The sequence below is a fragment of the Ensifer sp. Root278 genome (assembly GCF_001429285.1).
Taxonomy (GTDB): Bacteria; Pseudomonadota; Alphaproteobacteria; order Rhizobiales; family Rhizobiaceae; genus Ensifer.
Map to the genome: position 1 here is coordinate 148,568 of NZ_LMJJ01000001.1, position 15,463 is coordinate 164,030.

13 protein-coding genes and 2 tRNA genes are annotated in these 15,463 nt (G+C 62.6%); 8 read left to right on the forward strand and 7 right to left on the reverse strand.

All coding sequences use genetic code 11. From position 1 onward, the window contains the following. Positions 1-20 precede the first annotated feature (20 nt). Positions 21-812 (reverse strand): YdcF family protein, encoded by a 792-nt coding sequence (locus ASE60_RS00720; RefSeq protein WP_057247829.1) that lies wholly within the window; start codon positions 810-812, stop codon positions 21-23. Between the two features lie 202 nt (positions 813-1,014). Here ASE60_RS00720 and ASE60_RS00725 point away from each other — a divergent pair, with 202 nt between their 5' ends. Next, entirely contained in the window at positions 1,015-1,329 is a 315-nt protein-coding gene (locus ASE60_RS00725) for a hypothetical protein (protein WP_057247830.1), read from the forward strand. A gap of 32 nt (positions 1,330-1,361) precedes the next feature. Here the strand turns inward: ASE60_RS00725 and ASE60_RS00730 are convergent. Continuing rightward, positions 1,362-1,437 (reverse strand) — tRNA-Ala (locus tag ASE60_RS00730). Positions 1,438-1,637: 200 nt separating this feature from the next. Beyond that, the gene (locus tag ASE60_RS00735) at positions 1,638-2,027 is read right to left on the reverse strand and encodes a TIGR02300 family protein (RefSeq protein WP_057247831.1); all 390 of its coding nucleotides are present in this window, start codon (positions 2,025-2,027) and stop codon (positions 1,638-1,640) included. A 383-nt stretch (positions 2,028-2,410) separates the two neighbouring features. On the opposite strand from ASE60_RS00735, the gene aroA reads away from it, so the two are divergent. From aroA to rpsA, 3 genes are all read left to right on the forward strand, one after another. Further along, positions 2,411-3,757 carry a 3-phosphoshikimate 1-carboxyvinyltransferase gene (gene aroA, locus ASE60_RS00740; RefSeq protein WP_057247832.1) on the forward strand — a complete coding sequence of 449 codons (1,347 nt, stop codon included), beginning with the start codon at positions 2,411-2,413 and terminating at the stop codon, positions 3,755-3,757. A gap of 150 nt (positions 3,758-3,907) precedes the next feature. Then, positions 3,908-4,543: a (d)CMP kinase gene (gene cmk, locus ASE60_RS00745; protein WP_057247833.1), complete on the forward strand. Its 636-nt coding sequence runs from the start codon at positions 3,908-3,910 to the stop codon at positions 4,541-4,543. A gap of 147 nt (positions 4,544-4,690) precedes the next feature. After that, positions 4,691-6,415 (forward strand): 30S ribosomal protein S1, encoded by a 1,725-nt coding sequence (rpsA, locus tag ASE60_RS00750; RefSeq protein WP_082615707.1) that lies wholly within the window; start codon positions 4,691-4,693, stop codon positions 6,413-6,415. A gap of 87 nt (positions 6,416-6,502) precedes the next feature. Here rpsA and ASE60_RS00755 read toward each other — a convergent pair whose 3' ends face one another. Then, entirely contained in the window at positions 6,503-8,098 is a 1,596-nt protein-coding gene (locus tag ASE60_RS00755; RefSeq protein WP_057247835.1) for a hypothetical protein, read from the reverse strand. A gap of 401 nt (positions 8,099-8,499) precedes the next feature. On the opposite strand from ASE60_RS00755, the gene ASE60_RS00760 reads away from it, so the two are divergent. Further along, positions 8,500-8,829 carry a DUF6665 family protein gene (locus ASE60_RS00760; RefSeq protein ID WP_057247836.1) on the forward strand — a complete coding sequence of 110 codons (330 nt, stop codon included), beginning with the start codon at positions 8,500-8,502 and terminating at the stop codon, positions 8,827-8,829. Here the strand turns inward: ASE60_RS00760 and ASE60_RS00765 are convergent, their stop codons facing one another. Together ASE60_RS00765 and ASE60_RS00770 are read right to left on the reverse strand one after the other, a co-directional pair. Next, positions 8,830-9,588 carry a hypothetical protein gene (locus tag ASE60_RS00765; RefSeq protein ID WP_057247837.1) on the reverse strand — a complete coding sequence of 253 codons (759 nt, stop codon included), beginning with the start codon at positions 9,586-9,588 and terminating at the stop codon, positions 8,830-8,832. It abuts the gene before it with no gap. A 184-nt stretch (positions 9,589-9,772) separates the two neighbouring features. Continuing rightward, positions 9,773-10,327 (reverse strand): BA14K family protein, encoded by a 555-nt coding sequence (locus ASE60_RS00770; protein ID WP_057247838.1) that lies wholly within the window; start codon positions 10,325-10,327, stop codon positions 9,773-9,775. Positions 10,328-10,541: 214 nt separating this feature from the next. Here ASE60_RS00770 and ASE60_RS00775 point away from each other — a divergent pair, with 214 nt between their 5' ends. The 3 genes from ASE60_RS00775 to ASE60_RS00785 all read left to right on the forward strand — a co-directional run bounded on the left by ASE60_RS00775 (position 10,542) and on the right by ASE60_RS00785 (position 13,374). Next, a complete protein-coding gene (locus tag ASE60_RS00775) occupies positions 10,542-11,975 on the forward strand; it encodes a phosphomannomutase (RefSeq protein ID WP_057247839.1) in 1,434 nt (477 codons plus the stop codon). A 77-nt stretch (positions 11,976-12,052) separates the two neighbouring features. Next, positions 12,053-12,139, forward strand: a tRNA-Leu gene (locus ASE60_RS00780). A 278-nt stretch (positions 12,140-12,417) separates the two neighbouring features. Further along, a complete protein-coding gene (locus ASE60_RS00785; RefSeq protein ID WP_057248231.1) occupies positions 12,418-13,374 on the forward strand; it encodes an adenylate/guanylate cyclase domain-containing protein in 957 nt (318 codons plus the stop codon). A 6-nt stretch (positions 13,375-13,380) separates the two neighbouring features. Here the strand turns inward: ASE60_RS00785 and ASE60_RS00790 are convergent, their stop codons facing one another. Beyond that, the gene (locus ASE60_RS00790) at positions 13,381-15,372 is read right to left on the reverse strand and encodes an adenylate/guanylate cyclase domain-containing protein (protein WP_057247840.1); all 1,992 of its coding nucleotides are present in this window, start codon (positions 15,370-15,372) and stop codon (positions 13,381-13,383) included. Positions 15,373-15,463 lie beyond the last annotated feature (91 nt).

Sequence of the window (15,463 nt, forward strand, 5' to 3'; positions counted from 1 at the left end):
TCGGGCCCCGCCGTCAACTCTCAGGGCGCCGGCAGGATCGAGGGTGTCCGGCCGGCAAGGTGATAGGCGAGGAGGCCGATCCATTCGCGCACCGCCGTCGTCGTCAATTGTGCGTTGAGCGACGGCTGGGTGAAGTCGAAGCTAAGGCCAAGCTTGCCGCTGGTGCGGTAATCCGTCGGCCAGGGAATGACCGGGATGTCGAGCGCGCGGAAGAGCCCGACCGAACGGGGCATATGGAAGGCGGAGGTGACGAGTGCGCAATTCGAGAGCCCATTCGCAGCCAGCAGATCCTTGGTGTTGCGGGCGTTCTCGAACGTCGTGCGCGACTGTTCTTCGCGAATCAGCCGTTCGCCGCCGACGCCGAACGCGGCGAGGAAGCCCTGCGAAGCCTCGGCGTCGCCGGCATAGGCGCCGCTGAAGGAGCCGTCACCGCCGGAAACCAGAATACGCGCCTCGGGGTAGCGTTTTGCGAGCGCCACCGTCTCGATGAAACGGTCCGCCGCCTGGTTGAATTCCATGCCGCCGCGGCCTGCCATCACCTCGTTCTCGAAGGCGCCGCCGAGCACGATGATGCAGGAGAGCGTTGCAGGTGATGGCGAGGGGCGTGTGAAACGATCTTCGAGCGTCTGGAGCGCGTAGGGCCCCGCGGTGGTGAACAGGCTGATGAAGAGCACCAGCGCGCCAAGCCCGCCAAGGAAGCCGCCGATGCGGCGCAGGCCCGCCGCCGTCGCCAGCAGCCCGGCAAAGGCGGCGAAGAACGAGAACGACAGCGGCTGTGCGGCCAGCCAGAAGATTTTCGAGATCAGGAACATGGCATCAGCTTCTGCGTTCCGATGCTTAACAAATTATAAACGCGCGCTGGAGGGGCCGGCTGCACCGATGCGTTGACTGTGCAGCTTGGTCGCCTTGTTCGCCTTCGCGCAAGGTCGCTCGCGTAGCCTGTTCATCCGAACGTTGCACGGGTGGGTCCGGGCACCACTTTCATTTGAAGCCGAAAGGAGTATCATCTGGGAGATGACCACGATATCGGGCTTCAGATCCCAGCTGTTTCGTGCCGCCAATGAGGTCCATGAACTCACCCCGGTGCAGGCACAACGGCTGCTCGAAGGCGCAGTGGCGCTGATCCGCTGCATGCGCGAACAGACCGGCATGGAACCCAACACCGATGCACCCGATGTCACCAATGTCCTGCTGAACATCGCCGCTTCCGTGCCCACTCGCTCGGAGCGCGAAATCCGCAACGCCCTGCTCGAGTCGGCCGACATCATCCGGCTACTGACGATGATCCTGGATTCGCTGGACGAATTGGAAAGCAGTGACGGACCTTGAAGGTCCATCGGTCATCAATCGAAGAAGAAGTTTGGTGGAGCTAAGCGGGATCGAACCGCTGACCTCTTGCATGCCATGCAAGCGCTCTCCCAGCTGAGCTATAGCCCCATATCGGGTTCCGGCTAGGCCGGTCCGGGAAATTCGTCGGGCTGTTGTGTCCGGCGAGTGGCGGCTTATTACTTCCCCTTTTTGAGGATGGCAAGCCGAAAAATGCGTGGCCTGTGGATTTATTTCCAGTCCGGGCCGATTTTCTCCCGTCCGGGCCCTATAGGCCGAGGACGGGAGCATTCCCATGTCATTTGAAGCGCTTAGACGTCTTCTTCGTCGTCGGAGACGCCGATGAGGCCGCTCATGTCGTCGTCGTCTTCGTCTTCGTCGGCTTCGAGGAAGGTGTCGTCGTCGTCACCGTCGATCTCGACATCGTCGTCGCCGAGATCCGGCAGGTCGTCGCCGCCCGCTGCCTCATCATCGGCATCCTCGAGCGAAACGAGTTCGACTTCGGTGTTCTCTGCATCGACTTCCGTGACGTCTTCTTCTTCTTCCTTCTCGAGCACCTTGGCGACCGAGGTTTCTTCGAAGAAGTTCAGCGGATAGGACTTGCCGGTGTAAGGCGAAACGATCGGATCACGGTTCAGATCGTAGAATTTGCGCCCGGTTTCCGGGTCGATGCGCTTTGTTCCAAGTTCCGGTTTTGCCACTGTCAAAGCCTCTTGAATGGCCGGCCGAGCCGGCTCTTGCCGAAAACCGGCGGGTGGAAAGGGTATCAAGCCTATGATGATTAGCCGGTCCCCATAATCATCTTGACCGCATCTGTCAAAGGCAAAACTTGCAAGGCCCTGTGTCACGGGCGTTCCGGCGCGCGCAAGCATGGCCGCGCGCCGCGATTCAAGGAAGCATGCAGCAGGGGTTGTGGCAGGAGTGCTGCCGATAGCAGGCCGGCCTGCAAGACGCCTTACGAGTTGCATTGTCTTCTTCAATCCTATCCGGTCTAAGGATAAAAACAGTCAGTCATTCAGCTGCCGCCGCGACTTTGGCGCGTCTTGAGCGCGCGACACTGTCTTGCATGTTTCGAGGATTCCGCATGTCGCAAGGATTGGGCCAAAGCCCTGCCACCGCCCGCAAATCAGACGGCCTTAAGGGGACGGTCCGAATTCCCGGCGACAAGTCGATCTCGCATCGGTCGCTGATGCTGGGCGGGCTTGCCGCCGGCGAAACGCGTATCACCGGCCTGCTCCAAGGCGCGGATGTGATCGCCACCGGCCGGGCCATGCAGGCGATAGGTGCCAGGATCCGCAAGGAGGGCGACACCTGGATCGTCAACGGCGTCGGCAATGGTGCGTTGCTTGCGCCGGAAGCGCCGCTCGATTTCGGCAACGCCGGCACCGGTTGCCGCCTCATCATGGGTCTCGTCGGCGTCTATGATTTCGAAACGACCTTCATCGGTGATGCCTCGCTCAGCCGGCGGCCGATGGCGCGCGTGCTTGATCCCTTGCGTGAGATGGGCGTGCAGGTAGAGGCTGCTACGGGTGACCGGCTGCCGGTGACCCTTCGCGGACCGAAGACGCCGACGCCGGTCACCTACCGCGTGCCGGTCGCGTCCGCCCAGGTGAAATCGGCGGTGCTCTTCGCCGGTCTCAATGCGCCCGGTATCACCACCGTCATCGAACCGGCGATCACCCGTGACCACACGGAGCGCATGCTGCGCGGATTCGGCGCCGAACTCTCGGTGGAAACCGATGCCACCGGTGTCCGCACCATCCGGCTCGAAGGCCGCGGCAGGCTCGTCGCCCAGGAGATCGATGTGCCCGGCGATCCGTCCTCGACGGCTTTCCCGCTGGTCGCGGCGCTCGTCGTTCCGGGTTCTGACATCACCATCCGGAACGTGCTGATGAACCCGACCCGTACGGGGCTGATCCTGACCTTGCAGGAGATGGGCGGCGACATCGAGGTGATCGACATCGGGCAGGTCGGCGGAGAAGACGTGGCGGATCTGAGGGTACGCCATTCCGAACTGAAAGGCGTTACGGTCCCCGAAGAGCGTGCCGCCTCGATGATCGATGAGTATCCCATTCTCGCCATCGCCGCCGCCTTTGCCGAAGGCGCGACCATCATGCATGGTCTCGATGAGCTGCGCGTGAAGGAGTCCGATCGCCTCGCCGCCATCGCCGCGGGCCTGAAGCTCAACGGTGTCGACTGCGAGGAGGGCAGATCCTCGCTCGTCGTGCGCGGTCGCCGCGGCGGCAAGGGCCTCGGAAATGCCTCAGGCGGAGTGGTGAAGACCCATCTCGACCACCGTATCGCCATGAGCTTCCTTGTCCTGGGTCTTGCCGCGGAGCACCCCGTCAAGGTGGATGACTCGACGATGATTGCGACGAGCTTTCCGGGGTACATTGATCTGATGGCGGGGCTCGGGGCGAGGATCGCGTGAAGCCGACGGGCGAACCGGCCGATATCCGCTCAGGTTCGTCGGCGGAGGATGCTTCTTTGATTGTGTGGATTAAGATAGTCGCTGTTCAAGCATGGAAGCCAGCATCGCTTTCAGTTACAGGCCAGTAACAACATCGATTGCAGGAAACTTATGATCACCATCGCCATCGACGGGCCGGCAGCGGCCGGCAAGGGCACGCTCTCGCGCCGGATCGCCGAGGAATACGGCTTTCATCATCTCGATACGGGGCTGACCTATCGTGCCACCGCCAAGGCGCTGCTGGATAGCGGGCTGCCGCTCGATGACGAGGCGGTCGCCGAGAAGATGGCGCGCGAGGTCGAGCTCGCCGGGCTTGATCGGTCGGTGCTTTCCGCCCACGCGATCGGCGAGGCGGCATCGAAGATCGCCGTCATGCCGGCGGTGCGCCGGGCACTGGTCGAGGCGCAGCGCGCCTTTTCGCTGCGCGAGCCCGGAACGGTGCTCGACGGACGCGACATCGGCACGGTTGTCTGCCCGGGTGCGCCGGTAAAACTCTATGTCACTGCGTCGCCGGAAGTACGGGCGAGACGCCGTTACGACGAGATCATCGGCAGCGGTCAGCCGGCCGACTATGCGGCGATATTCGAGGATGTGAAGAAGCGCGACGAGCGCGATATGGGCCGCGCCGACAGTCCTTTGCGGCCGGCCGAAGACGCGCACTTGCTTGATACGTCTGAAATGAGTATAGAGGCGGCGTTTCAGGCCGCGAAGACTTTGATCGATGCGGCCCTGATCAAGAAGATCTGAAGAAGAGCCCTTTCACAACCCTCGTTTGAAACGCTCTTCTTGCATAGCCTGAAATTCCGTCCACGCGCCGGATTGCCCCTTCGATGGGGCGGACTGGGTTCAGGCCTGTTCAACACCAGCCCCCGGCGCATGTGCGTCTCGAATGAGATGCATGCAGGAGATTCCATGTCTGCTACCAATCCTACCCGTGACGATTTCGCCGCTCTTCTCGAAGAATCCTTCGCGAAGACCGATCTCGCCGAAGGCTATGTTGCCAAGGGCATCGTTACGGCCATCGAAAAGGACGTCGCCGTTGTCGACGTCGGTCTGAAGGTCGAAGGCCGCATCGCTCTGAAGGAATTCGGCGCGAAGGCCAAGGACGGCTCGCTCAAGGTCGGCGACGAAGTCGAAGTCTACGTTGAGCGCATCGAAAACGCGCTCGGCGAAGCTGTTCTGTCGCGCGAGAAGGCTCGCCGCGAAGAAAGCTGGATGCGCCTGGAAGTGAAGTTCGAAGCCGGCGAACGCGTCGAAGGCATCATCTTCAATCAGGTCAAGGGTGGCTTCACCGTCGATCTCGACGGCGCCGTTGCCTTCCTTCCGCGCTCGCAGGTCGACATCCGTCCGATCCGCGACGTCACCCCGCTGATGCACAACCCGCAGCCCTTCGAAATCCTCAAGATGGACAAGCGCCGTGGCAACATCGTCGTATCGCGTCGTACGGTTCTGGAAGAGTCCCGCGCCGAACAGCGTTCTGAAATCGTTCAGAACCTTGAAGAAGGCCAGGTTGTCGAAGGCGTCGTCAAGAACATCACCGACTACGGTGCGTTCGTCGACCTCGGCGGCATCGACGGTCTGCTCCATGTCACCGACATGGCATGGCGTCGCGTGAACCATCCGTCGGAGATCCTGAACATTGGCCAGCAGGTCAAGGTTCAGATCATCCGCATCAACCAGGAAACCCACCGCATCTCGCTCGGCATGAAGCAGCTCGAGTCGGATCCGTGGGATGGCATCGGTGCGAAGTACCCGGTCGGCAAGAAGATCTCCGGTACCGTCACGAACATCACCGACTACGGTGCGTTCGTCGAGCTGGAGCCGGGCATCGAAGGCCTGATCCACATCTCCGAAATGTCCTGGACCAAGAAGAACGTACACCCCGGCAAGATCCTGTCCACGAGCCAGGAAGTCGACGTTGTCGTTCTCGAAGTCGATCCGACCAAGCGTCGCATCTCGCTCGGCCTCAAGCAGACGCTCGAGAACCCGTGGCAGGCATTCGCGCATAGCCATCCGGCTGGCACCGAAGTCGAAGGCGAAGTCAAGAACAAGACCGAATTCGGCCTGTTCATCGGCCTCGACGGCGATGTTGACGGCATGGTGCACCTTTCCGACCTCGACTGGAACCGTCCGGGCGAGCAGGTCATCGAAGAGTTCAACAAGGGCGACGTTGTTCGCGCCGTTGTTCTCGACGTCGACGTCGACAAGGAGCGCATCTCGCTCGGCATCAAGCAGCTCGGCAAGGATGCAGTCGGCGACGCCGCTGCTTCCGGCGAACTGCGCAAGAACGCCGTTGTTTCGGCCGAAATCATCGCGATCAACGATGGTGGCATCGAAGTGAAGCTCGTCAACCACGAAGACATCACCTCGTTCATCCGCCGCGCTGACCTCGCGCGCGACCGCGACGAACAGCGTCCGGAGCGTTTCTCGGTTGGTCAGGTTGTCGACGCCCGCGTCACCAACTTCTCCAAGAAGGACCGCAAGATCCAGCTGTCGATCAAGGCTCTGGAAATCGCTGAAGAGAAGGAAGCCGTTGCTCAGTTCGGTTCGTCCGACTCGGGCGCTTCGCTCGGCGACATCCTTGGTGCGGCTCTGAAGAACCGCCAGAACAACGAGTAATCGTTGCCTGACACCTGAACTGAAAAACCCGCGGAGAGCGATCTCCGCGGGTTTTTCTTTGGCCGAATTCTTGCTCGGGTCGCGCCCTCAGCCGAGGCCGCCGAGCCTGCGATAAAGATCATAGGCGTCGGGTGCTTCCGGCGTCTCGCCCTCGAGCATGGCTTCGTCCGTTGGCTCTGCTCCATCCCCTTGATCGTGGCCGTCGCCTTCTTCTGCGCCCTGCTCTTCGTCCGATGCTTCATCTTCCGATCCGCCAGGCATTTCGTGGCTGAGATTTTCGGTCTCCGCCGTGTCGTTGGCGGCCGGCGGGTAGGGGATCATGGCAAAGGGAATGGCTTCGCGCGGCAGGCCGTTTTCGACCAGCCTGGCGATGACCTGCTGCATCGTCTGTTCATCGGTTGCGCGCTGCGGCCGCATGTCCACAGGCAGGCGCTGGGCAGCCTTCGTGTCCTCGGCCCGGTCGTCGAGCAAGGACGGCAGGGCGTTGCCGCCGTCCGGGGCCTCGCGCTGGCGCGCCGCGGCGTCGTTTGCGCGCACCAGTGTGACGGTTTCTTTTGACGGGACCGGCGCCGGCGCGTCGGTACCATTGGCGTGCTCAGCCGCCGGCTTGGTCTCGGCGCCGGCCGCGCTTCCGGGCAGGGTTACGCTGTCGCGAATGAGCGTCTTGATCGCCTCGAAGAGCACCCGCACCGGCCGGGCCTCAGGATTGCCGCGGCCGGTCGCCGTTGCTGTCTTGGCGTCCTTCTCCTCCGCATCAGGCATTGGGCCATAGGTGCCATCGGGGTCGGCGTCCTCAGCGGTTTCGGCAGTCGCGTCGGCTTCGGCCGGCGCCGCCGTGCTCTCGCTGGCCGGGACCTCGGTTTCGGCATGCCCGCCATCGGGCGGCGGCCCGGTTTCCTCAGGCTCAGGCCCGAGGGCCGTTTGCGGCGCTTCCTCGACTTCGCCTTCGCCTGCCAGCAGGGCGGCGGCGGTTTCGACCGGCGTGCTTTCCTGTGGCGTGGGCTTGCCTGTGCTCGCACGCGTTTCGCTTCGCTCCGGTGCGGCGTTTCGGGCTTTTGAGGGCGCCTCTGTCGTTCCGGCCTGGTCCAGGTCATCACCCCGCGGTTCGAGCGCGTCGGTGTCGTTGCCGACCCCAAAGGTCTTGCGCAGCACCGCCTGCAGCAGCGCGACTTCGCCGGCAACCGGGGTACGCGCAGCAACCGGGTTGAAAGGCATTGCCGGCTGGAGAGAGGGGTTACGCAGGATGACGTCGCGCGCTTGAGTGGGCATCGGAGTGACGGTGCTGCTCGGGGCACTCGTGCCATTGCGGATCGCGGGCAGTTCGGCAAGCAGGCCGACCCGGACGGCGAGGCTGCGCCCGCCGAGCTGGCGCTCGAGCAACAGCCGATCGGATGCAGGCATCGTTTCGAGGAAGGCCACCAGGCGCCGAACGAAATCGCGCCCGCCTTCCTGAGGCAGGGGTGGGAACTTCAGGATGCGCGCCAGATCCTCCATCAGCCGCACCAAAGCGTCCTTGGAGAGGATTTCCCGGCCCGAGAGGTGTCGGGTCAGGGCGTCCAGGATCTTTTGAATGGCTTCGCCGCGTTGGCCGGCGGGCAACAGCGCTGCCGGCTGCTGCGCTTTGGTGTTCGTGTCTTCTGCGGTAGCGGCCGCGGCTCGGGCCGTCTGGATGGGTATCAGCATTCTGGTCTCCATCTCGCTTGACCTCAGGTTGACCAATCGTCGTTGACCGACGAAACGCGAGTGCACGCTTGGACACGGACCGATTTCCGGCTCGCGTGCGAACTGTTTTCTTTGTCACTTACGGGTTGGCGCCTCATGCGCGTCTACAGCGCCGCGGGTCTATGAGACGCGCAAAGGTCGCTGTAGCACTTTGAGTTGCTGCATGTTTTTTAAAGAAACATGCAGGGGTCCAATGGCCGGACAGCCGCGACCAGGTCGCGGATAAGGGAATCGGCATGATCACTGAGGCTAGGTGAAAGAGGTTTATGAAATCTTAACCAAGTTTCGATCGCTGCGGCAGCCGCCCGCCCTTGCCTGCGGGCTTCGACAGCGCCATCTTCAGGACTTCTGAGGAGTTTCGGATGAGCGTTCGTCCCCCAAAAGCCCTGAGCCCGACCTTCTCGACCACCGGCGCCTTCAACGTGCTCGAATATGAACTCATGTCCGAGCGGGCCGATGCGCTCGGCCGGCATGGGCTGAAGGTGGAAAAGGCGCTTGCCGCACTGTCGGAACTGAAGGCGGAGGCGGCCCCGGATTTGCGCGAGCGGCTTCTCGATGAAGCAGCCGATGCCGTCTGGGCGTTTTTCATCCAGCGCGAGATCTGCGGGCTGCGTGACAGTCGCGATGCCGTTCGCCGCTACTGCATTCCCAAGGAGGTCATGGCAAGGCTCGGTATCGTGCGGAGGAAATGATCAGAAGCTTTGCGCCGTCAGGCTGTACAGGCCGTTCTCGTCGAAACGGACCAGGTTTTGCAGCTCGGCTTCGCGGCGCTCGGCGACATTTTCCATCTCGTCCTTGAGTTGGAGCGCACGAAGCTGCTCGTTTTGTTCGACCAGCGACTGCTTGTCGGTTCTGCGCGTGGGATCGCTGCGCAAGCTGTCGACTTGGGCTTCCTCGAGCCAACCGGATTCCGCTGTGCTCTTCAGCCGATCCACCGCCTTGGCAGCCTGTGCCTGGCTTTGAGAACTCTTGCCGCTCGTCTCTCCAAGCGCTGCCTTCAGTGTCTCGTTTTCCCGCCCGCCCGGATTCTTGAGTGCCTCAGCCAGTTCGGTGAGGGAGAGGCCGAGTCTATCCAGCCCAAGCTGCTCCTCGACCTTGGCGATATCGCTCGGATCCAGATCCTTGATCTGGTTCTCGAGCGCTCTGGCGAAGGCGGCGTCGGATGTGAACGTCTCGCGGTCGAGGTCGAAGAACGCTCCGACTTGGCGAACGAGAGCCGCGCGATTGCTGTTGGGGTCGTTCTGGGTGCGATCGAAGAAGTGCGCGTTGATCTTGTCGTTGGCCGCCCTACGGGCATCGTCGGACTGGACCTGCGCCTTCAGGACCTTGTCGTCCTTGGTGCCCTTGGCCTTTTCTTCTTCTTCCGCCTGCCGCTTTTCGATGTCCTTGAGGATCGAGCCGACCAGGCTGGTCGTTGCGGTGGCGGTCGATTGCTGGGTCGGAAGCAGCATGTATGATCCCCGGACAGCATCGTGGAGCTTTCCGAAAAGGTAGGTCGTCGCGGTTAATGCCGGCTTAACCGACGTTTCCCACAAATCGGGACCGATCGGGCAGACGAAGCCATCTGCTCCGCGATTGCGCACGGAGAAATGCGTGAGGCAGCATCGCCTTTGCGCGGCGGCGCGTCAGTCTCGCCTATCGGTAAGGCGAGTAGCAGACCCTGTAGGCACCACCGTAGCTTAGGAACCGGTTGGTCGCCGGATTGTAGGAGCGGTAGCGCGACATGCACCAGCTCACATGTGAGCCGCCGCGAACATACTGGTCCCGATAATAGTAGTTATTACCGTAGTAGCTATTACCGTAATAGCGGTTACCGTAGTAGCGACGCGGATAGTAGCCGCCATAGTAACGGGGATAGTATCCACCGCCATAGTAGCTGCCGTAGCCGCCGCCATAATAGCCGCCGGAGCCGAAGTAGAAGCTCAGGCCCGAACCACCATAATATGGGCCACCCCATCCTCGCCGGTAGTAAGGCCCTCCTCCCCATCCTGGACCCCATCCGCGACGCCAGCCGTACCCGCCATATCCGCCGTAGCGCCGGTGGTAATACTGCACATTCTGGACGTCGCCCTGTGCCTTGATCTGGAGATCGGGCGCCTGGATCGGCATTGCCTCGACAGGTCCGATGGGGGTGATCAGGGAGGTGGCGGCCAAGCTGCAGCCGATAACGAAATTGCGAAATCCCGTCATTTTATCCTCACTTTCAGAAGGCCATGCCTTCCGTTTGTGTCCCTGCCTGTATTACGTTTGTTTTTCTTGGTTTATTCATGGCGCCGGACGCTGTGTGTGGTTGCGGGAACCACTGGATTTCCGCCCGTTGCTCTCTTCAGTACGATGCGCCTATCCGTCGGTCGTGTCACTGTGGTTCTTGTCCGGTCCCTTCCCGTCGTCAGCGAGGTACACGATGCAATTGAAGTTTGGCACCAGTGGTTTGCGCGGCCTCTCCGAGGAACTGAAGGGCGAACCCTCCGCCCGCTATGCGACGGCCTTCGCCCGGCATCTTGTGGAGTCCGGGCACAGCAAGCCTGGCGATCCCATCCTCATCGCCCGCGATTTTCGCGATTCGAGCCCGGAGATCGCGGCCGTTTGCGCCGCGGCGCTGTCGCGCGAGGGGCTGCGCGTTTTTGACTGCGGCACGGTGCCGACGCCCGCACTGGCGCTCTACGGCCTCGCCAACGGGGCAGCGGGCTTGATGATCACCGGCTCCCATATTCCGGCCGATCGCAACGGCATCAAGTTTTATCGCCCGGATGGCGAGATCGACAAGGCGGACGAGGTGGCGATCAGCCGCATCGCCGACGGCATTGCAAACCAGATCGCACCGGTCGCCGATGCCGGAACCGGTGAGGACCACGCGGCCAGGGCCGCCGCCCTCTTCATGGAACGGAACCGGCAATTGCTGGCGGCCGGGGCGCTGTCCGGGCTCAAGGTCGGTGTCTACCAGCATAGCACCGTCGCCCGCGACCTGATCGCCGACCTGCTGACCCACTCTGGTGCCGATGTCGTGGCCCTTGGGCGCTCGGAACACTTCATTCCTGTTGATACCGAGGCGGTTTCGGCGGAGACGATCGAGCGGCTTCAGGATTGGGCGCGCGAACATCGCCTCGATGCGATCGTGTCGGCGGATGGGGACGGCGACCGGCCCCTCGTCGCCGACGAAAATGGGCTGCCCCTGCGTGGTGACCTGCTGGGCCTGATGGCTTGCGGTTTCCTCGGCGCCAGACTTGCGGTCACTCCGGTCACGTCGAATTCCGGCCTTGAGGGCAGGGAAGGGCTTTCCGTCCTGCGCACCCGCGTCGGCTCGCCCTTCGTGATCGCCGGCATGCAGCAGGCGCTGAAAGAGGGTACGCAGAAGGTCGCCGGCTTCGAGGCCAATGGCGGTACGCTGACCGCGAGCCCCTTTGAGATCAATGGCGCAACGCTGGAAGCGCTACCCACCCGGGATAGCTTTCTGCCGATTGTCGCGGCACTGGCCGCGGCGGCTGAGGCCAAGCTTTCGCTTTCCGCGCTCGCCGCTTCCTACCGGTTGCCTGTGGCGCTCAGCGATAGGCTCGAAAATTTCCCGGTGGAAACAAGCGCCCGGCTGATGGCCTATCTGCGCGGAGACGAGGCAAATCTTGCGGAATTCCTGGCGCCGATCGGCGGCGTCGCTGCGGTGAGCGACATCGATGGGCTGAGAGTGACGCTGGATGATGGTCGGATCATCCATTTCCGACCCTCGGGCAATGCGCCGGAGATGCGGTGCTACGTCGAGGCGGAGTCGTCTGAGGCTGCCGAAGCGCTGCTCTCAAGGGGGCTATCCACAATCCGCCGGTGGGCAGAATCCGCTTCGAACTGAGTTTTTTGCAATCCGACACGAAAACTTCAAAAACCCTGTTGACACTTCAGCTCGGGCCTTTTACACCCCAGCCCGTCGCCCAGATGGCGGAATTGGTAGACGCGCCAGCTTCAGGTGCTGGTACTCGCAAGGGTGTGGAGGTTCGAGTCCTCTTCTGGGCACCAAATTCCCAACCAAGTCTTTGATTTGGTTTTGAAAAACCCCGGTTAGCCGGGGTTTTTTCGTTTCTGGCGTTTGCCCGCAAATCGAGGCGATTTCCTGTCGCGCGGCGCGCTCTTTCCGTCGATATGGTTGCGCGTCGCCGTTATTTTCGCGCGACGCGCCTTGAAGCTTTGACCGGCAGCATTGATATTCTATTCGCAACGAAGTGGCGTGCAGACCGCACGAACGCGGCACCATGCAATCGTCCGCCGGGGCGGCGGAACTGAGCGAGGACGAGGCGATGTCTGAGACGCGTCGCAAGCTGACGACTATCCTATCCGCGGATGTTCAGGACTACACCCGGCTGATGCGTGCCGACGAGGAGGGCACGCTCGCCACGTTGAAGCGCTATCGCGATGCCATGGGACGGCTCATCGAGGCGCATGAGGGCCGTGTCGTCAACACCTGGGGCGATGGCCTCATCGCGGAGTTTCCGAGCGTCGTCGAAGCCGTGCGCGCGGCGATCGACGTGCAGAACGAGTTGGCCGGTCGCAACGAGAAATGCCCCTCGGACGAGCAGATGCTGTTTCGCATAGGCATCAATCTCGGCGACGTGATCGCCGAGGGCGACGACCTCTATGGTGATGGCGTCAATGTCGCGGCGCGCCTGCAGGCTTCAGCACCCGCCGGTGGCATCGTCATTTCGAATACGGTCTATGACCAGGTGCGCAACAAGGTCGCCGTCGGGTTCGATTTTCTGGGGCCGCTGGAGGTGAAGAACATCGATGGTGGTGTTCCGAGCTACGCCGTGCGCATCGGCACGGCCGATCCCCGCCCGGCAATCGGCATCCAAGGCTTCGGACGTTCCGCTGGTCAAGCGAGCGGGAATGGCGGCCGATCAGGGGCTGAGGCAAAGGGGGGCGGCGGGGCGGTCGCCGCGGCGAAGCGAGGATCTCTTCCCGTGCTCGCCGTCATCGCCGCAGGACTGGTCGTGCTGAACCTCCTCACCTGGAACGGGGTGCTCTGGTCCGTTTGGCCATTGCTCGGGCTCGGCATTTTGTCGGGCCTTGCGTGGCTCAAGGCAAACCCGTGGGTGGATCGCGGCATCGGTGTGCTGGCCCTTTCCGGGCTGGTGCTCCTGACGATCAACGTGCTGACGTGGCATGGAGTGTTCTGGGCCGTCTGGCCGCTACTCGCCTTTGCTGTCGTCGCCGGTATCCGCTGGGTCACCCGATCGCGCCGCAGTGTTGGTCACTGAGGCCGCCTATACGCTTTCCCCGCCTTGCGTGCCTTCCGGCTTGGTTGCCGGCATGTCTGCGGCTGCCGGCTCTGCGCCCAGCACCTCATAGATCTCCAACGCAGAGGCGCGGCCCTTCGCCTGCGCCGAGCCGAGGGGCCGGAAGCGGATAGCGGTGCCGGCATGGGCGACGACGGCGCCGCTCGCCATGATCGTGGTGTCGTAGTTCTTGTTCATGCCTTCCAGGCGGGAGGCGACGTTCACCGTATCGCCCATCGCCGTATATTGCAGTCGCTCCTTCGCGCCGACATTGCCGACGACGGCGGTGCCGGTATGAATGCCGAAACGGGTGCGGAACTCCGGAAGACCCTTTTGACGCTGCGCCTCGTTGAAGACACGCAAGCGTTCCTCGACCGCCAGCGCGCACCGACAGGCATGTTCTGCGTGCTTTTCGTCCGCCGCCGGTGCGTTCCACATCGCGAACACCGAATCGCCGAGGAACTGGATGATCGTTCCGTCGTGTTCTCCGACGGTCTCGCTGAAGATGTCGAAATACTCCGACAGCATCGCCACTACATCTTCCGGCGGATATTTTTCGCTGAGCGTGGTGAAGTCGTAGATGTCGGTGAAGAGCGCCGTCACCTCCTGTCGCCAGGCGGAGCGTCCGCTGAACTGACCGGACTCGATGCCCTTGCGCACCAGTTCCTTGGGCACATAGAGCGCGAAGGTGAAGATCGCGTCTCGCGCCCGGTTCATGGCCCCGCCGAGCGTGGAGATCTCGCTGACATGCGACGAGACGTCGATGGGCGTCGTGAAGTCGAGATCCTGCAGCCGGTTGGCGCTGGCCGTCAGCTGGTTGAGCCCCTTGGTGATCAAATGCGCAAGCACCAGCGAAGCGAGCACCGCGAGCGCCACGACCGATCCGGAAATCGCCAGCCCTTGCACGAGCGTCTGGTTGGCCTCCGCCATCAGTTCGTCCAGCGGCGCCGCCACCACGGCGCGGTTGCCGGAGAGAAGCAGCGCGGATTCGAGCGGCGTCACCATGACGAGATAGGTTCGGTCTCCGACCTCGACGAAGTCGGCCTTGCCGGGCTTAGGCGGATTGAGGCGGATGCTCTGGATCAAGGGATCGCTCTCGGCCTGCACGATCGGGCTATCCTTGTCCTTCGCCGCCATGATGCGTCGCATCATCACCAGGTCCGAGTGGATGATCGGACGCCCGACGGCATCGAGGATGAAGGAGACGGACCCGGCCGTCAGCCGCTCGCGGGCCAGGAAATCGGTGATCGTATCGAGAATGACGTCCGCGCCGATGACGATCTCCGGATTGCCCCGATGCGCTTGCGAGATCGTCATGCCCAGCGTTTCGGTGGTGGCACTTTCATAAGGGCCGGTCGAGACCGCGGCCTTTCCGTTGACCGCCGCGCGATACCACGGCCTGGTCCGCGGGTCGAAGCCGGTAGGTGGCAGCCGCCGCTCGGAAAACTGCGTGCCGTCCTTGTCGAGGAAGAGCACGCGCTGCAGAGACTTGCCGCTCGCATCCTTTTCCATCGAGCGCACGGCAATGGCAGCACCACGTGGCGCGTCCAGCGCCATGCGCCAGGCGACCTGCTTGAGATCGACCACCTGAAAGAAAGCACCGTTGGGATAGCCGACATAGACCCCGTCAATATGCGGCGAGCGGGTGATGCCCTCGCGCAGCACCGCCACCTTGTCGTTCATGCGCTCCGGCGGCGGCACGAGGAAGGAGTTGGCGACCGAGGAAACGAGGTTGACGAGGGCCGAGGTATCGCCCGAGAGCACGCCCAGTCGATCCACGAGGCGGTTCATGAAGCCGCGCATATTGGCCTCGGCGTCGGCGATCGCGGCGTTGCGCGAGCGATGATAATCGAGCCCGACGAGTGTGGCCGAGACGACAATCAGCATGGTGACGATGACCAGGCTGAACAGCGACCGCAGCGAGCTGTTCCAGCCATCGCGTGTTCTGCCTTGTCGAGCACCGGACGCCGTGTCTGCCATTGCGGTTCTCTGCTTCCGTACCGATCAACTGGCGACGACCTTAGCGTGCAAGGATGGTCGCATGTGCAAGGAAAGTTAAATGCGATTCCCA